At 72.4% G+C, this 19,887-nt stretch carries 22 protein-coding genes; 12 read left to right on the top strand and 10 right to left on the bottom strand.

The window, feature by feature from the left end; translation table 11 throughout:
- The coding region (locus ACE3Q3_RS04850) for a TRAP transporter substrate-binding protein (RefSeq protein WP_374442705.1) at nucleotides 1-884 on the bottom strand (884 nt) is incomplete at its 3' end.
- A 208-nt stretch (nucleotides 885-1,092) separates the two neighbouring features.
- On the opposite strand from ACE3Q3_RS04850, the gene puuE reads away from it, so the two are divergent.
- Genes puuE through ACE3Q3_RS04820 form a run of 6 tightly spaced genes read left to right on the top strand, consistent with a single transcriptional unit; the run spans nucleotide 1,093 to nucleotide 6,373 of the window.
- The gene (gene puuE / locus ACE3Q3_RS04845; RefSeq protein WP_374442703.1) at nucleotides 1,093-1,998 is read left to right on the top strand and encodes an allantoinase PuuE; all 906 of its coding nucleotides are present in this window, start codon (nucleotides 1,093-1,095) and stop codon (nucleotides 1,996-1,998) included.
- A complete protein-coding gene (locus ACE3Q3_RS04840) occupies nucleotides 1,995-2,654 on the top strand; it encodes a GntR family transcriptional regulator (RefSeq protein ID WP_374442700.1) in 660 nt (219 codons plus the stop codon). Before puuE ends, ACE3Q3_RS04840 begins: the two co-directional genes overlap by 4 nt.
- Nucleotides 2,655-2,701: 47 nt before the next feature.
- A complete protein-coding gene (locus ACE3Q3_RS04835; protein WP_374442697.1) occupies nucleotides 2,702-3,556 on the top strand; it encodes a CoA ester lyase in 855 nt (284 codons plus the stop codon).
- Nucleotides 3,556-4,257: an isochorismatase family protein gene (locus tag ACE3Q3_RS04830; protein ID WP_374442694.1), complete on the top strand. Its 702-nt coding sequence runs from the start codon at nucleotides 3,556-3,558 to the stop codon at nucleotides 4,255-4,257. Before ACE3Q3_RS04835 ends, ACE3Q3_RS04830 begins: the two co-directional genes overlap by 1 nt.
- Before the next feature lie 34 nt (nucleotides 4,258-4,291).
- On the top strand, nucleotides 4,292-5,311 hold the full coding sequence (locus ACE3Q3_RS04825) for an amidohydrolase (RefSeq protein ID WP_374442690.1): 1,020 nt from the start codon (nucleotides 4,292-4,294) through the stop codon (nucleotides 5,309-5,311).
- A 42-nt stretch (nucleotides 5,312-5,353) separates the two neighbouring features.
- A complete protein-coding gene (locus ACE3Q3_RS04820) occupies nucleotides 5,354-6,373 on the top strand; it encodes an amidohydrolase (RefSeq protein ID WP_374442687.1) in 1,020 nt (339 codons plus the stop codon).
- A gap of 3 nt (nucleotides 6,374-6,376) precedes the next feature.
- Here the strand turns inward: ACE3Q3_RS04820 and ACE3Q3_RS04815 are convergent, their stop codons facing one another.
- From ACE3Q3_RS04815 to ACE3Q3_RS04805, 3 genes are all read right to left on the bottom strand, one after another.
- Nucleotides 6,377-8,089 (bottom strand): SulP family inorganic anion transporter, encoded by a 1,713-nt coding sequence (locus tag ACE3Q3_RS04815; RefSeq protein ID WP_374442684.1) that lies wholly within the window; start codon nucleotides 8,087-8,089, stop codon nucleotides 6,377-6,379.
- A 48-nt stretch (nucleotides 8,090-8,137) separates the two neighbouring features.
- Nucleotides 8,138-8,419, bottom strand: coding sequence for a helix-turn-helix domain-containing protein (locus ACE3Q3_RS04810; RefSeq protein ID WP_374442681.1), 282 nt, complete (start codon nucleotides 8,417-8,419; stop codon nucleotides 8,138-8,140).
- Between the two features lie 115 nt (nucleotides 8,420-8,534).
- Nucleotides 8,535-8,906, bottom strand: a complete 372-nt coding sequence (locus ACE3Q3_RS04805) for a RidA family protein (protein ID WP_374442678.1) — start codon at nucleotides 8,904-8,906, stop codon at nucleotides 8,535-8,537.
- 198 nt (nucleotides 8,907-9,104) lie between these two features.
- On the opposite strand from ACE3Q3_RS04805, the gene ppa reads away from it, so the two are divergent.
- Nucleotides 9,105-9,638 carry an inorganic diphosphatase gene (ppa, locus tag ACE3Q3_RS04800; RefSeq protein ID WP_374442675.1) on the top strand — a complete coding sequence of 178 codons (534 nt, stop codon included), beginning with the start codon at nucleotides 9,105-9,107 and terminating at the stop codon, nucleotides 9,636-9,638.
- Between the two features lie 94 nt (nucleotides 9,639-9,732).
- Here ppa and ACE3Q3_RS04795 read toward each other — a convergent pair whose 3' ends face one another.
- Nucleotides 9,733-9,963, bottom strand: a complete 231-nt coding sequence (locus ACE3Q3_RS04795; RefSeq protein ID WP_374442672.1) for a hypothetical protein — start codon at nucleotides 9,961-9,963, stop codon at nucleotides 9,733-9,735.
- Between the two features lie 113 nt (nucleotides 9,964-10,076).
- Nucleotides 10,077-11,282 (bottom strand): bifunctional phosphopantothenoylcysteine decarboxylase/phosphopantothenate--cysteine ligase CoaBC, encoded by a 1,206-nt coding sequence (coaBC, locus tag ACE3Q3_RS04790; protein ID WP_374442669.1) that lies wholly within the window; start codon nucleotides 11,280-11,282, stop codon nucleotides 10,077-10,079.
- Between the two features lie 159 nt (nucleotides 11,283-11,441).
- On the opposite strand from coaBC, the gene ACE3Q3_RS04785 reads away from it, so the two are divergent.
- Both ACE3Q3_RS04785 and ACE3Q3_RS04780 read left to right on the top strand, forming a co-directional pair.
- The gene (locus ACE3Q3_RS04785) at nucleotides 11,442-12,818 is read left to right on the top strand and encodes an MFS transporter (RefSeq protein WP_374442666.1); all 1,377 of its coding nucleotides are present in this window, start codon (nucleotides 11,442-11,444) and stop codon (nucleotides 12,816-12,818) included.
- A 44-nt stretch (nucleotides 12,819-12,862) separates the two neighbouring features.
- The gene (locus tag ACE3Q3_RS04780) at nucleotides 12,863-14,032 is read left to right on the top strand and encodes a serine hydrolase domain-containing protein (RefSeq protein WP_374442663.1); all 1,170 of its coding nucleotides are present in this window, start codon (nucleotides 12,863-12,865) and stop codon (nucleotides 14,030-14,032) included.
- Here ACE3Q3_RS04780 and ACE3Q3_RS04775 read toward each other — a convergent pair.
- The 4 genes from ACE3Q3_RS04775 to ACE3Q3_RS04760 all read right to left on the bottom strand — a co-directional run bounded on the left by ACE3Q3_RS04775 (nucleotide 14,014) and on the right by ACE3Q3_RS04760 (nucleotide 18,174).
- On the bottom strand, nucleotides 14,014-15,261 hold the full coding sequence (locus ACE3Q3_RS04775) for an MFS transporter (RefSeq protein ID WP_374442660.1): 1,248 nt from the start codon (nucleotides 15,259-15,261) through the stop codon (nucleotides 14,014-14,016). The two genes, ACE3Q3_RS04780 and ACE3Q3_RS04775, sit on opposite strands and share 19 nt — an antisense overlap.
- Before the next feature lie 78 nt (nucleotides 15,262-15,339).
- Nucleotides 15,340-15,801: a hypothetical protein gene (locus ACE3Q3_RS04770; protein WP_374442657.1), complete on the bottom strand. Its 462-nt coding sequence runs from the start codon at nucleotides 15,799-15,801 to the stop codon at nucleotides 15,340-15,342.
- 35 nt (nucleotides 15,802-15,836) lie between these two features.
- On the bottom strand, nucleotides 15,837-17,360 hold the full coding sequence (gene ubiB, locus ACE3Q3_RS04765; protein ID WP_374442745.1) for a 2-polyprenylphenol 6-hydroxylase: 1,524 nt from the start codon (nucleotides 17,358-17,360) through the stop codon (nucleotides 15,837-15,839).
- A 37-nt stretch (nucleotides 17,361-17,397) separates the two neighbouring features.
- Nucleotides 17,398-18,174, bottom strand: a complete 777-nt coding sequence (locus ACE3Q3_RS04760) for a class I SAM-dependent methyltransferase (RefSeq protein ID WP_374442653.1) — start codon at nucleotides 18,172-18,174, stop codon at nucleotides 17,398-17,400.
- 49 nt (nucleotides 18,175-18,223) lie between these two features.
- Between ACE3Q3_RS04760 and mutM the strand changes: the two genes are divergently transcribed.
- The 3 genes from mutM to ACE3Q3_RS04745 all read left to right on the top strand — a co-directional run.
- A complete protein-coding gene (gene mutM, locus ACE3Q3_RS04755; RefSeq protein ID WP_374442650.1) occupies nucleotides 18,224-19,060 on the top strand; it encodes a bifunctional DNA-formamidopyrimidine glycosylase/DNA-(apurinic or apyrimidinic site) lyase in 837 nt (278 codons plus the stop codon).
- 19 nt (nucleotides 19,061-19,079) lie between these two features.
- Complete coding sequence (locus tag ACE3Q3_RS04750) at nucleotides 19,080-19,436, top strand: hypothetical protein (protein WP_374442646.1); 357 nt, start codon at nucleotides 19,080-19,082, stop codon at nucleotides 19,434-19,436.
- A 35-nt stretch (nucleotides 19,437-19,471) separates the two neighbouring features.
- Nucleotides 19,472-19,887 (top strand): enoyl-CoA hydratase-related protein (locus tag ACE3Q3_RS04745; protein WP_374442643.1); only part of this gene is annotated, 416 nt, incomplete at its 3' end.

The following is a 19,887-nucleotide window of genomic DNA, read 5'->3' as shown; positions in this document are numbered from 1 at the left end:
ACGGACTTCAGCTGTCCCTTGTCCTGCATCCGCTTGATCGCGCCGTTGTCGGCCTCGTCGACGACCAGCTTCTGCCAGCGGTCGGCCCACCAGTCGCCGACCTCGCGGACGGTCTTCTGCAGGTCGGGCGACAGCTTCTTCCAGGAGTCCTGGTTGACGGTGATGTAGAAGTGCGCGACCGGCCCGTCGATCTTGAGGAAGTGGGGCGCCACCTCGTAGAGCTTCGAGGTCTCGATCGCGACCGCGGCGGTGAGGATGCCGTCGACGATGCCGCGCTGCGCCGCGGGATAGACCTCGGCCCAGACGACGAACGACGGGGCGGCCGCCCACTGCTTGACATACTCGGATTCGAGGCCGCCGGCGGTGCGGATCTTCTTGCCCTTCAGGTCCTCCAGACCCTTGACCGGATTGCGCAGGACGATATTGCGGGGCGGGTAGGCGCCCCACGAGATCGGTTCGACGCCCTGCTTGCGCAGGGCCGCGTAGATTTCCGGCCACATGATGTCGCGCAGCGTCTTCCGCTCGGCATCGTTCAGCGCCAGGTAGGGCAGGTCGCCCAGCACCAGCGGCGGCGCATCGCCGAAGCCCATGCTGCCGACGACCTCGGACATCTCGACCATGCCCTTGGCGGTCACGCGCAGATGCTCGGGACCCTTGTAGGGCAGCTCGCCCGCGGGGTGGAAATTCACCTGGACCTGCCCCTGCGTCCGCTTGGTGATCTCGCCCGCCAGTTCCTTGAACCGGTCGATGAAGGCGTCCTGCCCGGCCGGAATGATCGAGACGAAGGTCCACTGGTGCTTCTGCTGCGCGTCTGCCGGCGCGGCCGGCAGGAGGCCCGCGAGCGACACGGCCAGGATCGATGCGAGGCGACGGATGTGGCTCATGAATGTACCCCTCCCGGAGGCCGGCCGGAGCGGCCGGCGCGAATCTCGGCTTCGGCAATCGGGCGCGGCCGCAGGCACGGGCGCGTCGTGCCGGATTCTGCGTCCGGCCGGACCCGACGCTAGCACCGGGGCGCGAACAGGGACAACTCGATTTGTCTACAATTCTGATAGGATGATCGATGGCGGCGACCGCGCGGGGAGAAGGCCATTGGAACGCGACCTCATCGGCTATGCCGACCGGCCTCCCGCAGCGGACTGGCCCGGCCGGGCCCGGGTCGCCGTCAACTTCGTCCTCAACTACGAGGAAGGGTCCGAGCAGACGATCGGTGACGGCGACGGACGGGTCGAGGTCGGGCTGGCGGAGGCGCCGGGGGGGCGGCTGCCGCCCGGCCAGCGCGACCTCGCCTTCGAGACCATGTACGAGTTCGGCAGCCGCGTCGGCTTCTGGCGGGTGATGCGGCTCTTCGCCGAGCGTGGCCTGCCGATGACGATCTTCGGCTGCGCGCTGGCGCTGGAGCGCAATCCCCGCGCCGTCGAGGCGATCGTCGCCGCCGGACACGACATCTGCAGCCACGGCTGGCGCTGGATCGAGCATTTCCGCCTGTCGGAGGCCGAGGAGCGCGAGCACATCGCGCGTGCGGTCGAGAGCATCCGCCGGACCAGCGGTGAGCGGCCGGCCGGTTGGTACTGCCGCTACGGGCCGAGCGGGAACACGCGCCGCCTGCTCGTCGAGGAGGGGGGCTTCCTCTACGATTCGGACGCCTACAACGACGAGCTGCCGTACTGGACGCGGGTTGCCGGGCGGTCCCACCTCGTCGTGCCCTACACCATGGACACCAACGATTCGAAGTTCACGCTGCCGGGCGGGTTCGGCACCGGCGACGCGTTCTTCACCTATCTGCGCGACGCCTTCGACCAGCTCTACGAGGAAGGAGCGGAGACGCCCCGGCTGATGTCGGTCGGCCTGCATCCGCGGATCGTCGGCAGGCCCGGCCGCGCCCGCGGCCTCGCCCGCTTCCTCGACCACGTCCTGGCGCACGACCGCGTCTGGGTCGCGCGCCGCGTCGACGTGGCGCGGCACTGGGTCGCCCGGCATCCCCCGCCCGGCGCATGAGTCCGGTCCAGAAGCCCATCCCCTACCGCCTGGCGGACCAGATCCGCCACGGCATCATCACCGGCCGCTACCGCCCGGGCAGCGCGCTGCGCGAGCAGGGGCTGGAGGCGGAGTACGGCGCCAGCCGCGGACCGGTGCGCGAGGCGCTGCGGCTGCTGGAGATGCGCGGGCTGACGGTGCACGAGCCGCGCCGCGGCTTCCGCGTGCGCAGCTATTCGCCACAGGCCATCGAGCAGATCTATCGCATGCGCGCCCTCCTCGAACGCCACTCCGTCGAGGGGCTGGCCGGCCGCGACCTGGCGCCCCTGGTCGCCCGGCTGGAGGAGAGCAACCGGCGGATGCGCGGCCATTTCCGCCGCCGCGACCTCGAGGCCTACCTGGCGGAGAACAACGTCTTCCACCGGCTGATCCTGGAGTTCTCCGGCAACGAGCCGTTGCGACGCACCCTCGACGTCCTGAACGAGATGGCGGAGCCGATCCGCTACGCGCTGCTGGCCGAGAAGCTGTCGCGCAGCCGCTCGGTGGCGGAGCACGAGCGCATCACCGGCTTCCTGGCCACCGGCCGGATCTTCGATGCCGCCCGGGTCACGGAGGCCCACATCCTCGACAAGCTGCCGGCGGCGCAGGCCGCGCTCGCAGAAAATTGTAGACAATAGCGTCGGCGGGCCTAGCCTCGCGGTCGAGGCGAGGGTGGGGATCCGCGATGCGGCGACTGCGGCGAAGCAAGCTGTTCGTGCCGGGCAGCCGGCCGGAACTGTTCGACAAGGCCTTCGCCTCGGCGGCCGACGCCGTCTCGTTCGACCTCGAGGATGCGGTCGCGGCCGACCGCAAGGCCGAGGCTCGGAGCCTCGTCGCCCGGGCCCTGGCCGGGTTCGCGTCCGCGCCGAAGGAGCGCGTGGTGCGCGTCAATCCGCTCGCCAGCGGCTGGATGATCGAGGATCTGCTGGCGGTGGCCGGCCCCGGGCTCGACGTCGTCAACGTGCCGAAGGTCGAGAGCCCGCGCGACCTCCATGTCGCCGAGGCGGTGCTCGACCATGTCGAGCGGCGGCTCGGCCTCGATCGGCCGATCGGCCTGATGCCGACGATCGAGACGCCGGCCGGGCTGCGGCAGGCGCATGCGATCGCGACCGCCACCCCGCGTGTCGTCGCGCTCCAGCTCGGCACCGGCGATCTCGCCGCGGCGGCCGGCCTGCGGGCGGAGACGGGGAACCTGGTCGCCGTCCGCACCATGCTGCTGCTGGCCGCCGCCGAGGCCGGGGTCGACGCGCTCGACAGCGCCTTCACCGGCATCGCCGACCTGCCGGGGTACGAGGCGGATGCCCGGATGTCGCGCGGGCTGGGCTTTCGCGGCAAGAGCTGCATCCACCCGACGCAGGTGCCGATCGCCAACCGCGTCTTCCAGCCGACGGTGCGCGAACTGGCCGAGGCCCGCGCGCTCGTCGACGCCTACGACGCGGCGGTGCGGGCCGGCATCGGCGCATTCACCCACGAGGGCCGGCTGGTCGACCTGCCGATCGCGGAGGCGGCCCGCGCCCTGATCGTCGCCGCGGAGGGATGATGGACGAGCAAGCCTGGGACCGCTACCTGACCGACGCCGACCGGGCCGTCATGGCCCGCGCCCGCTTCGGCCGCCGCATGGGCTTCGGCCGCCGGCCGGCGCTGGTCGCCATCGACTGCCAGCGCTACATGGTGGGCGAGCGCGGCGTCGCCGACGACCGCTATCCCAGCAGCTGCGGGGCGATCGGCTGGGCGGCGGTGGATCAGGTCGCCCGCCTCGCGCGCGCGGCCCGCGCCGCCGGCATACCCCGGTTCTTCACGCGCTTCACCCTGGCGCCGGACGGCAGCGACATCGGCGCCTATGGCCGCAAGCGCGATCTGCTGCGGCGCGAGGACTGGTGCCTGGAAGGAACGCCCGGTGCCGAACTGCTGCCCGAACTGGAGGTGCAGCCGGGCGACATGGTGTTCGTGAAGAAGAAGCCCAGCGCCTTCTTCGGCACGCCGCTTCTGTCCTATCTCGTCGATCGCGGCATCGACACGGTGATCGTGGCCGGCGGCGCCACCAGCAACTGCGTCCGCGCCACGGTTCTCGACTCGACCGCCTACAATTTCCGCACCATCGTCGCCCGCGAGGCGGTGTTCGACCGCATCCCGATCTCGCACGCCGTCAGCCTGTTCGACATGGACCGGCAGTTCGCCGACGTGGTCGGATGCGACGAGATCGTGGCCCATCTGGACGGGCTGCGCGCGACCGCCGTCTGACCGGCGCCCGCGGCATCGAGGGGAGGAACGAGACTTGGTTGCAAGGAATGCGGCGTGGCTGGCCCTGACGGTCGAGGAGACGCTGGAGCCGGACCTGCCGATCTGCGATCCCCACCATCACCTGTGGGACGGGCGGGCGGAGTTCGTCGAGCCGCGCTACCTGCTGGACGACATCCTGGCCGACGTCGGCTGCGGCCACAACGTCGTCTCCACCGTCTTCGTCGAGTGCGGCACGATGTTCCGTGCCGACGGTCCGGTCGAGATGCGTCCGGTGGGCGAGACGGAATTCGTCAACGGCATCGCCGCCATGAGCGCGTCGGGCAACTACGGCCCGTGCCGGGTCGCCGCCGGGATCGTCGGGCACGTGCCGCTGCGCCTCGGCGATGCGCCGTCGGCCCGCGCGCTCGATGCCCAGATCGCCGCCGGCAACGGACGTTTCCGGGGCATCCGGGTGGGTGCGGCCTGGCACGAGAGCCCGGACGTGCCGAACCACCGCACCAATCCGCCACCCAACATCTACGGCGATGCGGGCTTCCGTGCCGGGTTCGCGCATCTGGCGCCGCGCGGGCTGACCTTCGAGGCCTGGTGTTACCACACCCAGATTCCCGACCTCGCCGAGCTCGCCCGGGCCTTCCCGGACACCACCATCGTGCTCGACCATTTCGGCGGGCCGCTCGGCGTCGGACCCTATGCCGGTCGCGGGGACGAGGTCTTCGCCGAGTGGAAACGGGCGATCGCGCCGTTGGCCCAGTGCCCGAACGTCGTCGCCAAGCTGGGCGGCCTGGTGATGGAGGTGAACGGCTTCGGCTTCCATCACCGCGCGCGCCCGCCGACCAGCCAGGAGCTGATGGAGGCGACGCGCCGCTACTACGAGACCACGATCGGGCTGTTCGGGGTCGAGCGCTGCATGTTCGAGTCGAACTTCCCGGTCGACAAGGTGAGCTGCAGCTACAACGTGCTGTGGAACTCCTTCAAGCGCCTGACGGCCGGCTACTCCGCGCCGGAGAAGGCAAGCCTGTTCCACGACACGGCGGCCCGGGTCTACCGCCTCTAGCGGGACCGTCCCGCGTCAACGCAGTTCGAGGAGATCTCCGAGGTGGTTGCGAACAATGCGGCGTGGCTGGCGCGGACGGTCGAGGAGACGCTGGAACCCGACCTGCCGATCTGCGATCCGCACCATCACCTGTGGGACGGACGCACCGACTATATCGAGCCGCGCTACCTCCTCGACGAGGTCCTGGCCGACGTCGGCTGCGGCCACAACGTCGTCTCCACCGTCTTCGTCGAGTGCGGCACGATGTTCCGTGCCGACGGTCCGGTCGAGATGCGTCCGGTGGGCGAGACGGAATTCGTCAACGGCATCGCCGCCATGAGCGCGTCGGGCAACTACGGCCCGTGCCGGGTCGCCGCCGGGATCGTCGGGCACGTGCCGCTGCGCCTCGGCGATGCGCCGTCGGCCCGCGCGCTCGATGCCCAGATCGCCGCCGGCAACGGACGTTTCCGGGGCATCCGGGTGGGTGCGGCCTGGCACGAGAGCCCGGACGTGCCGAACCACCGCACCAATCCGCCACCCAACATCTACGGCGATGCGGGCTTCCGTGCCGGGTTCGCGCATCTGGCGCCGCGCGGGCTGACCTTCGAGGCCTGGTGTTACCACACCCAGATTCCCGACCTCGCCGAGCTCGCCCGGGCCTTCCCGGACACCACCATCGTGCTCGACCATTTCGGCGGGCCGCTCGGCGTCGGACCCTATGCCGGTCGCGGGGACGAGGTCTTCGCCGAGTGGAAACGGGCGATCGCGCCGTTGGCCCAGTGCCCGAACGTCGTCGCCAAGCTGGGCGGCCTGGTGATGGAGGTGAACGGCTTCGGCTTCCATCACCGCGCGCGCCCGCCGACCAGCCAGGAGCTGATGGAGGCGACGCGCCGCTACTACGAGACCACGATCGGGCTGTTCGGGGTCGAGCGCTGCATGTTCGAGTCGAACTTCCCGGTCGACAAGGTGAGCTGCAGCTACAACGTGCTGTGGAACTCCTTCAAGCGCCTGACGGCCGGGTATTCGGCGGCGGAGAAGGCGAGCCTCTTCCACGACACGGCGGCGCGCGTCTATCGCCTCTGAGGGTCATGCGGCGGTCGCCTCGGCCACCGCCTCCTCGACATGCCCGCGATACTGGACCGCGGGCGCGGTCACGCCGTGGGCGAGCAGGGTGCGGCGGACGCCGGCCGAAGCGCCGGTGACGAAGAAGCGGACATTGTGGCGGGCGGCCTTGCGGGCGGCGCCGGCCAGCGTGTTGGCCGCCGTCGAATCGAGGAACGGGACGGCGGACAGGTCGATGACGAAGGCACGGCGCTGGTCGGCGATGCGGTCGAGCACCGAGCCGACGGTGGAGGCGGCGCCGAAGAAGAGCGCGCCAGTGACCCGGTAGACGACGACCTCGGGGTTGGTCGCGAGATCGGAATCGTAGCGGGTGCGGTCGGCGGCGCTGCCGTCGGCCTGGTCCTCGGGGACCAGCGGTGCCTGGGCCTCGATGCCGGTCGCCTCGGCCATGCGGTGGATGAAGAGTACGGCGCCCAGCGCGAAGCCGACGACGATCCCCTCCGTCAGGTCGCGGAAGACGGTGAGGAGGAAGGTCGCGAGCAGCACCAGGGCATCGCCGCGCGAGGTGCGCAGGAGGACGGCGAACTCGTGCTTCTCGGCCATGTTCCAGGCGACGATGGCGAGCACGGCCGCCAGCGCCGCCAGTGGGATGAAGCTCGCCAGCGGGGCCGCGACCAGCATGAAGAGCAGCAGGAAGCCGGCGTGCAGCATGCCGGCGACGGGTCCGCGCGCGCCGGCGCGGACGTTGGTCGCCGTCCGCGCGATGGTCCCGGTGGCGCAGATGCCGCCGAAGAGCGCCGAGCCGATGTTGGCGGCGCCCTGCGCCACCAGTTCGCAGTTGGAGCGGTGCCGGCGCCCGGTCATGCCGTCGGCGACCACCGCCGAGAGCAGGGACTCGATGGCGCCCAGCAGCGCGAAGGCGATGCCGTCGGGCAGCACCGCCTGCACCTTCTCCCACGACAGCGGCGGCAGGTCCGGCACCGGCAGGCTGCGCGGGATGCCGCCGAATCGGGTGCCGACGGTTTCCACCGGCAGCCCCAGGAGGGCGGCGGCGAGCGAGGCGGCGACGACGGCGATCAGCAGGCCCGGCCAGTGCGGGCGCAGGTGCTTCAGTCCGGCGATGATGGCGATCGTGCCGGCCGCGACCGCGACCGCGGCCGGATTGACGGTGCCGATGGCGCCGCCCAGGACATGCAGCTTGTCCAGGATCTCGCCCGGCTCCCGCCCCGGCAGGGTCAGGCCCAGCAGCTCCTTGATCTGGCTGGCGAAGATGATGACGGCGATGCCGGCGGTGAAGCCGACGGTGACCGGGTAGGGGATGAACTTGACGTAGGTGCCGAGCCGCAGGAAGCCGAGCGCCAGCAGGATCACCCCGGCGATCAGGGTCGCCAGCAGCAGCCCGTCGACGCCGTGCCGCTCGACCGTCGCCGCCACCAGGACGATGAAGGCGCCGGCCGGGCCGCCGATCTGGAACCGGCTGCCGCCGAGCAGCGAGATGAGGAAGCCGCCGATGATGGCCGTGTAGAGGCCGCGCTCCGGCCCGGTGCCCGACGCGATCGCGATCGCCATCGACAGCGGCAGGGCGACGATGGCGACGGTCAGGCCGGCGATCACGTCGGCGCGGAGGTCGCCCAGCCGGTAGCCCTCGCGGAGCACCGTCACGAGCTTGGGGGTGAAGAGCTCGACGAAGCTGGGTTCGGAATGGGGATGCGGGCGGCGGGTGGTCTGGCTGGGCATGGCGGTCGGCCCCGGGGCGGATTCTGATGGAGGTGCCGGAATGGCGGATCAGCGCGGCCGGGCCGGCCGCGGCGCGGCCGCCGGTGGTTCGCGGAAGCGAACGCCGCGACCGCCGCCCTCGCTGCGGGCGTTTTCGCCGATCAGTTCGATGCCGGCCGCGGTCAGGGCCTCGACGACCTTGGTCAGCGTGTCGACGACGCCGCGGACGTTGCCCTCGCTGGCCTCCATCCGCTGGATGGTCGGCACGGACACGCCCGACATCTCGGCCAGGGTGCGCTGGTCGATGCCGAGAAGGGCGCGGGCCGCCCGCATCTGGGCGGCGGTGATCATGTCAGGATCGCGAGCCGGAGCATGACCAGTAAGGTATGCACCGGCGATACTGATGTCTAGGGCATCAGTATAGAGGGCCGCCGCATGGGCACGACCACGCGGCGGCCCCGGCCGGTCAGAGGGCGGCCGTCATGATCATCTCGACCTTGAGGTCGGGATGGCCGAGCTCGACCGCGGCGCAGCAGCGCACCGGCAGGTTCTGCTGGTCGAGCCACGGGTCGTAGACGGCGTTGACCTCCTGGAAATAGCGCATGTCGGACAGCCAGATCTGGACCGTCAGCAGCTTCGACTTGCTGGAGCCGGCGGTCGCCAGACGTTCCTCGGCCTTGGCGAGGCACTGCTTGGCCTGCTCGGCGGCCGACGGCGTCCCCTCGAAGGGGCGGTTGCCGGTGACGACGAAGTAGACGGTGCCGTTGTGGACGACGACCTGGCTGGCGCGGTCGAGACCGGCCGTACCGGGATTGCGGCCGTGGCGGACGATGGACATGGTGCCTCGCTTGGAGAAGGTGGGCGGGAGGGGTGCCCGGCGGAAATGCCGGCGGGAATGCCGGCGGAGGGTCGGCGGCCGGGTCGGCGCAGCCTAGCGCGCGCCGGTATACCGGTGGAAGCCGTCGCGCCGGGTGCGGCCATTTGCGACCGGCGGGCGACGTGGCGTCCGGCCCGGCCTTCGCCTATATGGCCGCCCATGGACATCTCCAAGATCTCGGCGGGTCGCAACCCGCCGCACGACCTGCATGCGCTGATCGAGATCCCGATCGGCGGCGTTCCGGTGAAGTACGAGCTCGACAAGGAATCGGGCGCGATGTTCGTCGACCGTTTCCTGCACACGGCCATGTTCTATCCGGGCAACTACGGATTCATTCCCCACACGCTCTCGGAGGACGGCGATCCCTGCGACGTGATGGTGGTCGGCAACGTCCCGGTGGTGCCGGGGGCGGTCATCCGCTGCCGTCCGGTGGGGGCGCTGCTGATGGAGGACGAGAGCGGCTTCGACGAGAAGATCCTGGCGGTCCCGGTCGACAAGCTGCACCCCTTCTATTCCAACATCCGCAGCTATCGCGACCTGCCCCCGGTGCTGGTCGAGCAGATCGCCCACTTCTTCGAGCACTACAAGGACCTCGAGAAGGGCAAGTGGGTGAAGGTGGTGCGCTGGGTCGACACGGCCGAGGCCGAGGATCTGATCCGGGCGGCGCTGGAGCGCCACGCGGCCCAGCCGTGAACCGGCGATAGGGGAACGGAAGAAAGGGCGGCGCGCCCGGCGCGCCGCCCGCTCGTTCGCCTCGTCCGAGAATCCGGTCCGGGGGGCGGCCGGATCAGCGCCCGTCGAAGGTGGCGGCGCCGAACTTGCCCGCGTCGAGATTGCGGCCGTACTTGCCCTCGTCCTGGTTGGCGCCGAACTTGCCGTCGTCGAGGTTGCGCCCGTACTTGCCGGCCTCGGCGTTGGCGCCGAACTTGCCCTCGTCCAGCCCCGAGGCGGCGAGCGGTGAGGCGGCCGCGGCGAGCGCGAGCAGGGCGGCGGCGGTCAGGGTGCGAAGACTGGTCATGGCGGCTCTCCTTGGTTCCGTCGGCTTCGGGGATCACCCCGTTGCGATGACCAGAACCTGGTGTCCGCCAAGCGTATTGATAATCCGCTCCGAAGGAGATGGATTGTTGATATCTAGGAACCAATCTCGGCGAAATGCGCTGCCACGCGTCGCGTGAGGCGCTCCGCCACCTCGCGCTTGGTCATCCGCGGCCAGTCCTCGACCCGATCGGCCGCGACGAGGTGGACCGTGTTGTGGTCGCCGCCGAAGGTCCCGGTCGCGGGCGACACGTCGTTCGCGACGATCCAGTCGCAGTTCTTCTTCACGCGCTTCGCCCGGGCATAGGCGACGACGTCGTCGGTTTCGGCGGCGAAGCCGACGACGAGGGCGGGGCGGCCGGGACCGGCGGCCAGCGTCGCCAGGATGTCCGGATTCTCGACCAGATGGAGGGCGGGCGGCGTGCCGCCGTCCTTCTTCAGCTTCGAGGTGGCGGCTTCGCCCGGCCGCCAGTCGACGACGGCGGCGGCGCAGACCAGGATGTCGGCCGGCAGCGCGGCGCGGCACGCCTCCAGCATCTCGCGGGCGGTCTCGACCCGCACCAGGGAGACCCCGGCCGGGTCGGGCTCCGCGGTCGGGCCGCTGACCAGGACCGTGTCGGCGCCGGCCGCGGCCAGGGCGGCTGCGACCGCGTGACCCTGCTTGCCGGACGAGCGGTTGGCGATGTAGCGCACCGGGTCGATCGGCTCGCGGGTGGGACCGCTGGTGACGATGGCGCGGCGGCCGGCGAGCGGCCGCGGCCCGGCGAAGAGCGCCTCGATCGCGGCCACGATCTCGAGCGGTTCGGCCATGCGGCCGGAGCCGACCTCGCCGCAGGCGAGTTCGCCGCTGCCCGGGCCGATCCGGCGCACGCCACGCGCCTGCAGCAGCGCCATGTTCGCCTGCACCGCCGGATGCGCCCACATCATCACGTTCATGGTCGGCGCCACCAGCACCGGCTTGTCGGTCGCCAGCAGGGCCGTCGAGGCGAGGTCGTCCGCCAGCCCGGCCGCCATCTTGCCGAGGAGGTCGGCCGTCGCCGGCGCGACGACCACGAGGTCGGCCTCCCGCGACAGGCGGATATGGCCCATCTCGCTCTCGTCGGTCAGCGAGAACAGGTCCTCGTAGACCCGGTCCTCGCTGAGGGAGGCGACCGCGAGCGGCGTCACGAACTGGGCGCCGGCGCGGGTCAGGATGCAGCGCACGCCGGCGCCGCGCTCGCGCAGGCGCCGGATCAGGTCGAGGGACTTGTAGGCGGCGATGCCGCCCGCGATGACGAGGAGGATGCGCTTGCCGGCGAGCATGGGTGGGGCCTCCGCTCGTGTCGCGCCGCAGCGTAGGGGGTCGGCCGATCGCCGGCAAGCCGGCGCCCCGGTTGGCGCCGCCCGCCTCTCGCGCTTGCGAAAGATGCGCGACCGGACCATCCTCGTTCCGTTCGCCGTCCGCCGGATCGTCTCCCCTGCATGGATACCAACGACGGGCTCCCGCCGCGCGAGCGGCGCTGGGCCGTGCTCTCGCTCGCCATCGCCATCTCGCTCGTCGTCGTCGACATGGGAATGGCCAACGTCGCCCTGCCGACCATCGGCCGCGATCTCGACGTCAGTCCGTCCGCGTCGATCTGGGTCGTCAACGCCTACCAGATCGCCGTCACCGTCTCGCTGCTGCCGCTGGCGGCGCTCGGCGACATCGTCGGCTACCGGCGCATCTATGTCGGCGGCCTCTCCCTCTTCACCGCCGCGGCGCTGGTGTCGGCGACCGCCGACTCGATGCCGGTGCTGATCGCGGCGCGCCTGGCGCAGGGATTCGGCGCCGCCGGGGTGATGAGCGTGAACACGGCGCTCGTGCGCTACGTCTACCCCCGCGCCAAGCTCGGGCAGGGGGTCGGCATCAACTCGCTCGTCGTCGCCACCGGCTCGGCGGCGGGGCCGAGCCTGGCCGCGGTCGTGCTGTCGGTCGCCGACTGGCCGTGGCTCTTCGCGATCGCCATCCCCTTCGGCCTGGTCGCGCTCGCCTGCGCGCTCCGCTTCCTGCCCCGCGTCGAGGGATCGCGGCATCGCTTCGACGTGCCGAGCGCGGCGCTGAGCGTCGCCACGCTCGGCCTGCTGCTCGCCTCGGTCGACGGCATCGCCCACGACGGCGGACTGCTCGTCGTCCTGCCGCTGGCGGCAGCCGTCGCCGCCGCCTGCCTCTTCGTGCGCCGGCAACGGCGGCTGCCGGTGCCGATGCTGCCGGTCGAACTCTTCGGCCGCCCCGCCTTCTCGCTGTCGGTGGCGACGGCAATCGCCGCCTACATGGCCCAGTCGCTGGCCGTCGTCGCGCTGCCCTTCTTCTTCATCGCCGTCGCCGGCCGGACCCAGGTCGAGGCGGGGTTCCTCATGACCGCCTGGCCGATCGCCGTCGCCGCCGTCGCCCCCTTCTCGGGCCGCATGGCCGACCGCTACCCGGTCGGGCTGCTCGCCGGGATCGGGCTCGCCGTGATGGCGGCGGGCCTCGTGCTCCTGGCGGCGGCGCCGGCCGATCCCTCGACCCTCGACATCGTCTGGCGGATGGCGCTCTGCGGGCTGGGCTTCGGGTTTTTCCAGGCGCCCAACAACCGCGCCATCCTGTCGAGCGTCCCGCGCGAGCGCAGCGGTGCCGCGGGCGGCGTCCTGTCGACCTCGCGGCTGCTCGGCCAGACCACCGGCGCGGCCCTGGTCGCGGTCGTCTTCGGCGTCGTCGGGACCGCGCCGGGACCCGGCCACGGCGCGGTCGCGGCGCTGGCGCTGGGTGGGGCCTGCGCCGGCGTGGCGGCGCTCGTCAGCCTCGTCCGCCTCGGCGGCTTCGCCCGCCGGAGCGAATAGTCTAGGGTTCCGCCCCTCGCCCGATCGCCACTCCCGAGGTCGCCATGGATCGCTTCGAGCCCGAACTCGCCCCGGCCCAGTCCGTGGGCTTCTCCGCCGAACGCCTGGCGCGCATCGCCGGCGTGCTCGGCGCCGACGCCCGCGCCGGACGCATCGCCGGCGCGGTGTCGCTGATCGCCCGCGACGGCGCCGTCGTCCATTGCGCGGCCGTCGGCCAGCGCGATCCCGCGACCGGCGCCGCGATGACGGTCGATTCGATCTTCCGCATCTATTCGATGACGAAGCCGGTCACCAGCCTCGCCATCATGATGCTGGCCGAGGAGGGGCGGCTCCTGCTGTCGGACCCGCTCAGCCGCTTCATTCCGGCCTTCGCCGGGCTCCGCGTCGGTGCCGGCGGCGAGCCGATGCGGCGCGAGCCGACGGTGCAGGACCTGCTCCGGCACACGTCCGGCTTCGTCTACGGCCACTATGGCGAGACCGCGGTCCACCACGCCTACCGCGAGGCGGCGATCGGGCTGCGCGGCGACGACAACGCGACCTTCGTCGAGAAGCTGGCGCGGGTGCCGCTCGCCTTCCAGCCGGGCGAATCCTTCGAATACGGCGTCTCGACCGACGTGCTGGGCCGCATCGTCGAGATCGTCTCCGGCCTGCCGCTCGACCGCTTCTTCGCCGAGCGCATCTTCGGCCCGCTCGGCATGGTCGATTCCGGCTTCGACGTGCCGGCCGACCGGCATCACCGCATCGCCCAGCCGGGCGTCGACCCGGTGACCGGCGAGGTGCCGGTACTGAACGACGTCACCCGCCCGGTCGCCTACAAGTCGGGCGGCGGCGGCGGGGTGTCGACCGCGGCCGACTATCTCCGCCTGTGCCGGCTCTTCCTCGGCGGCGGCGCCGTCGGCGACGTCCGTCTCGTCGCCCCGAAGACGATGGCGCTCATGATGGCCGACCACATGGGCACGATCGGGCGGGGCGCGAACTACCTGCCGGGGCCGGGCTACGGGTTCGGGCTCGGATTCGCGGTCCGTCTCGGCGCCGGCGTGGCGCCGATCCCGGGCTCGGCCGGCGACTGCTACTGGAGCGGCGTCGGCGGCACCTATTTCTGGATCGACCCGGCCGAGCGCCTGATCGCGATCCTGATGCTGCAGGCGCCGAGCCAGCGGCAGTACTACCGCCAGCTCTTCCGCAACCTCGTCTATCAGGCGCTGGTCGGCTGAGCGGCCGCCGCGGACCCGGGCAGCGCCCGCACCCGCGGCACCGCCGACCCGGCGATGATCGCCGCCTGGAGGACGAAGCCGGCCGCCGCCAGCAGGATGCAGGGGCCGGTTCCCCAGGCCGAGCCGACGGCGGCGCCGAGGGCGCCGCCGAGCGGGCGCGCGCCGAACGTCGCCATCGTCATCAGGGCCGAGACGCGGCCGAGCATCCCCTCCGGCGTCGCCGCCTGGCGGAGCGTCGTCTGGCCGATCGTCCACAGGATCGGTCCGGCGCCGAAGAGGAAGAGGCCGGCCGCCGCCAGGACCGGTTCCGGCCAGGCGACGGAGGCGGCCATCGCCGCGGCCGCGGCGACCGAGACGAAGGGCCCGAGCGCGATCATGCGGCCGATCGGCAGCGCCCGGACGACCGGTGGCGCCAGCACCGCGCCCGCCACCATGCCGACGCCGTAGGCGGCGAGCGTCAGGCCGATGCCGGCGGCGTCGAGCCCGAGGGTGGCGGCGGCGTGGGGGACGAAGGCCGCCTGGAGGACGAACCAGGCGAGGTTCCAGACGATGGCGGTGGCGACGATCGGGCGCAGCCAGGGATGCCGCCAGACGAAGGCGGCGCCCTCGCGCACCTCGGCCAGCGGCCGGCGGGCCGGCGGCGGCGCCGGCCGCGCCGGTTCCGGCAGCCCGGCCAGCAGCAGCGCCGCCATCGCCGACAGGAGCGCCGCGGCCGCAAAGGCGACCGGGGCGCCGGCGACGGCGGCGAGCCCGCCCGCCACCGCCGGGCCACCGGCATAGGCGAGGCTGCGGGCCAGCTCCAGGCGTCCGTTGGCGGCGGCGAGCGCCGTCCGCGGCACCAGCGCCGGCACCAGGGCGGGTGCCGTCACCGAGAAGGCGACGGTGCCGACCGCGGCGACGCAGCCGAGGAGGCCGAGGAGCGGCAGCGTCAGCCAGCCGCCGGCGGCCGCGACCGGGATGGCGAGGAGGGCGGCCGCCCGCACCCATTCCGCCGCCGCCATCAGCCGGCGCCGGTCGGTCCGGTCGGCGAGCAGGCCGAAGGGGATCGCCAGCAGCAGGAAGGGCAGCGTCTGCGCCATGGCGAGCAGGCCGGTGCTGCCGACCTCGGCGCCCAGTGCCAGCACGGCGGCGAGCGGTACGGCGGCCAGCGCCAGCTGTTCGGCGAGCTGGGCCGCGAGGTTGGAGCCGGCGAGGCGGCGGAAGGCGGATGGCAGGGCGGCGTCTTGCATGGGTCCTCCGTCGGACCCATGCCAGTTACGCCGCCGGGCGTTGCCCGGCGTTCCGCTTCTTGCGCGGCAATCCGCCGGTCAGCGGCGCTCGGCGACCCGGCAGCAGGAGATCGACACCGCCGCCCGCGCGATCAGTTCCGGCCGCGTCGTGTAGCAGCCGTTGCCGTCCGGCGTGCCGTCGCTGCGCAGGTCCCATTCGTCGGTGTCGGGCGCCGGCGTGCCGGGCGTCCCGTAGGCGGGATAAGGGGCGAAGCGCGTGTCGGGCGAGATGTTGCAGCCGGTGCGCGTGAACCCGTTGATGCAGACGAGGCCCCATGGCGCCGTCCCCGGGGTGCCGTAGATGCCGACCGCCTGCGGCGGCCCGGCCAGCAGGGTGACGCCGTGCGGCGGAACCCCGTAGGGGCTGCCGCTCCAGACCGCCTGGGTGCATTCGAGCACGGCGACCGCGGGGCGTGGTGCCGGCGGCGGCTCGGCATCGGCGCAGGCGGCCAGCCCGGCCAGCATCGCGATTGCCGGAAGAATCCTGCCGATCGATCCCATGGCCACCCCCGTCCGATTGCCGCGGCCAGGGTAGTTCAGGCGGCGAGCGCGAACAATGCCGTTGCCAGTGCCGCCAGGGCGAGCACCAGGGCCGCCATCGCCATCCGGTCCGCGGCCCGTCCGCGCCGGCCGTCGGCCGCCAGTCGCCGCTCGGCCCGGGCCTGCGCCGCCAGCACCTCCACGGCGTCGATCAGCGCGGGCAGGCGGCGCACCGTCTGGACCGCGTCCTCCAGGCCGCGGCGCAGGCGCGCCTCGGGGCCGCGGTGCTCGATCATCCAGTCCTCGATGAGGGGGCGGGCCAGCGTCCACATGTTGACGTTGGGATTGAGCGCCCGGCCGACCCCTTCGGCCACCAGCATCGTCTTCTGCAGCAGGAGGAGCTGGGGCTGCGCCTCCATGTGGAACTGCTCGGTGATGGCGAAGAGCTGTCCCAGCAGCGCCGCCAGGGAGATGTCCGCCAGCGGGCGCCCGAAGATCGGCTCGCCGATCGAGCGGCAGGCCTGCATGAAGAGGTCGCGCGACTGCGTCGCGGGCACGTAGCCGGCGCGGAAATGGACGTCCGCCACCTGCCGGTAGTCGCCGTCGAGGAAGCCCATCAGCATGTCGGCCAGGAACTCGCGGGTCGCCAGGTCGAGCCGCCCCATGATGCCGAAATCGACCGCCACGACGGCGCCGTCGGCGGCGACGAAGCAGTTCCCCGGATGCATGTCGCCGTGGAAGAAGCCGTCACGGAAGACCTGCTGGAAGAAGGCGCCGGCGGCGTTCGCCAGTACCTGGTCGAGGTCATGTCCGGTGGCGACGAGCGCCGCCCGGTCGGAGATCGGGATGCCGATCACCCGCTCGGTCGTCAGCACCCGGCGGCCGGTGCGCTGCCAGTCGACCGCCGGCACGCGGAAGCCGGGGTCACCGGCGAAGTTCTCCGCCAGTTCCGAGGCGGCGGCGGCCTCGAAGCGCAGGTCCATCTCGAGCCGGACCGTCTCGGCGAAGGTCGCCACCACCTCGCGGGGCTTCAGCCGCCGGCTCGCCGGCACCGCCCGCTCGGTCATGTCGGCGAGCCAGCGGAAGAGGGCGAGGTCGCGGGCGAAGGCGGCTTCGATGCCCGGCCGCAGGACCTTGACGGCCACCGTCCGACCGTCGGGCGTGACGGCGAAATGCACCTGGGCGATCGAGGCGGCGGCGATCGGCACCTCGTCGAACTCCGCGAACAGCGCCTCGACGGTCTGGCCGAGGTCGGCGGCGATGGTCGCCCGGGCGACGGCGCCCGAGAAGGGCGGCAGGCGGTCGCGCAGGTCGGCGAGATCGGCCGCCACCTCCTCGCCCATCAGGTCGGCACGGGTCGACAGGGTCTGGCCGGCCTTGATGAAGGACGGGCCGAGGCGCTGCAGCGCCGCCGCCAGCCGCTGCCCGGGGCGGCCCTGGCCGGGCTTGCGCAGCGCGCGCGCGACGAGCGTCAGCCCCGGCACGATGCCCATGCGTTCCAGCGGGAAGAGGGCGTCGTGGCGCGCCAGGACGAAGGCGATCCACGCCAGGCGCCAGAGATGCCGCAGGCTGCGGGCCAGCGCGATCACGCCCGCCTCCCGATCGTCATGGCAGGCCTCAGAGCCGCCAGCCGCTGTGCAGCGCGGCGATGCCGCCGGACAGGTTGGTCCAGCGCACCTGCTCGAGCCCGGCGACCGTCATCTCGCCGGCGAGCGTCGGCTGGTCCGGGAAGCGGCGGATGCTCTCGACCAGGTAGCGATAGGAGTCGGGGTCGCCGGCGACCATGCGGCCGAGCCGCGGCAGCACCGAGAAGGAATAGGCGTCGTAGATGCGATCGAGGCCCGGCAGCGCGACGCGGGAGAACTCGAGGCAGAGGAAGCGACCGCCCGGCCGCAGCACCCGCCGGATGTCGGCCAGCGCCCGGTCGCGGCGGGTGACGTTGCGCAGTCCGAAAGCGATGGTGACGGCGTCGACGGACCGGTCGGCCAGCGGCAGCCGCTCGGCGTCGCCGGCGACCCAGGCGATGCCGGCGACGAGCCCGCGGTCGATCGCCCGGTCGCGGCCGACCGCCAGCATGGCGGGGGTGAGGTCGACGACCGTGACTTCGGCTGCGGGCGCCCGGGCGAGGATGCGGAAGGCGATGTCGCCGGTGCCGCCGGCAAGGTCCAGCACCCGCTCGCCCGCCCGCGGTTGCAGGCGGTCGACCATCCGGTCCTTCCACAGCCGGTGGATGCCCGCGCTCATCAGGTCGTTCATCAGGTCGTAGCGGCCGGCGACGCTCTCGAAGACGCCGCGGACCGCGCCGGCCTTCTCGGCCGCCGGGATGCGGCGATAGCCGAAATCGGTCTCCTCCGCCGTGGCGGCGGCCGTATCGTCCGGGGGGCGGGTCGTCATGGTGGCGGACGATAGCCCAGCACCCCGGTCCTGCGCTACGAAAGCGGCCATGCCCGAACTGCCCGAAGTCGAGACCGTGGCGCGCGGCCTCGACCGCCACATGACCGGTCGGCGGATCCTGCGCGTCGAGAAGAACCGGCCGGACCTGCGGACGATGATGCCGGCCGACCTGGTGGCGCGCCTCGAGGGGCGCCGGGTCGAGGCCGTGCGCCGCCGCGCCAAGTACATCCTGGTCGACCTCGACGACGGCGCGGTCGTGCTCGCCCATCTCGGCATGTCGGGCCGGATCACGATCGCGCCGCCGGGCCAGGCGCCCAACCGCCCGGACCCGCACGACCATGTCGTGCTGCACCTCGACGACGGCACCGTGCTGCGCTTCAACGATGCCCGCCGCTTCGGCCGCATCGACCTCGCCCGGCGCGACACGCTGGACGCCCACCCGCTGCTCGCCGGCATCGGCCCGGAGCCGCTCGGCCCGGATTTCGACGGACCGCGGCTGGCGGCGGCGCTGGCCGGCCGGCGCAGCCCGATCAAGGCGGCGCTGCTCGACCAGCGGGTGGTCGCCGGCATCGGCAACATCTATGCCTGCGAGGCGCTGCATCTGGCGCGGCTCTCGCCGCAGCGGCTCGCCATGACCGTGACGGGCGCCCGTGCCGACCGCCTGGCGGCGGCGATCCGCGACGTGCTCCAGCGCGCGATCGCGGCCGGCGGCTCGTCGATCCGCGACTACGTCCAGACCTCGGGCGAACTCGGCTATTTCCAGCACGACTGGACCGTCTATGGCCGCGAAGGCGAGCCGTGCCGACGCTGCGGCGACGCCGTCGCGGTGCGCCGGCTCGTCCAGTCCGGGCGGTCGACATTCTATTGTGCGCGCTGCCAGCGGTAGTGCTATAGGCGAAGGCCAGATGCTGCGGTTCCTGCGCCCCTACGCACTCGCCGCCGCCCTCGTCCTGGCGATGGCGCCTGCCGCCGCGACGGAGTCCTTCGTCGATGGCCTGGACGACGTGCCGCTGATGGCCGGCCTGGAGTCCTTGCCCGACCGCAGCCTCGTCTTCGACAAGCCCAACGGACGGATCGTCGAGAGCTACGCCGCGGGCGCCGTCCGCCGGGCCGAGGTCGTGCGCTTCTACGAGGGCACCCTGCCGCAGCTCGGCTGGAGCGGCCGCGGCCCGACCTGGCGGCGCGAGGGCGAGGTGCTGCGCCTCGGCTTCGAGGGCCGCGACGGCGCGCTCGTCGTGCGCTTCTCGCTCTCGCCGCGCTGATCCCTTCCCGCCCCACGCCTGCACGGAGAAGTTCCATGGCCTACGAGACGGTCCTCGTCGAGACGCGAGGCAAGGTCGGCATCGTCACGCTGAACCGCCCGAAGGCGCTGAATGCCCTCTCGGCCCAGCTCGTCCGCGAACTCGGCCTGGCGCTCGACGCGTTCGAGGCCGACGCCGGCATCGGCGCCATCGTGCTGACCGGCAGCGAGCGCGCGTTCGCGGCCGGCGCCGACATCAAGGAGATGGCGGCGCGCGACTACATGGACGTCTATCTCTCCGACTTCATCACCAGCGGCTGGGAGCGGATCACCACCTGCCGCAAGCCGGTGGTGGCGGCGGTCGCCGGCTTCGCGCTCGGCGGCGGCTGCGAGGTCGCGATGATGTGCGACTTCATCATCGCCGCCGACACCGCGAAGTTCGGCCAGCCGGAGATCACCATCGGCACCATTCC

Origin of the sequence: Allostella sp., assembly GCF_041913585.1 — a bacterium.
Lineage (GTDB): Bacteria > Pseudomonadota > Alphaproteobacteria > ATCC43930 > Allostellaceae > Allostella.
This window is presented reverse-complemented; position numbering and strand designations above follow the sequence as displayed.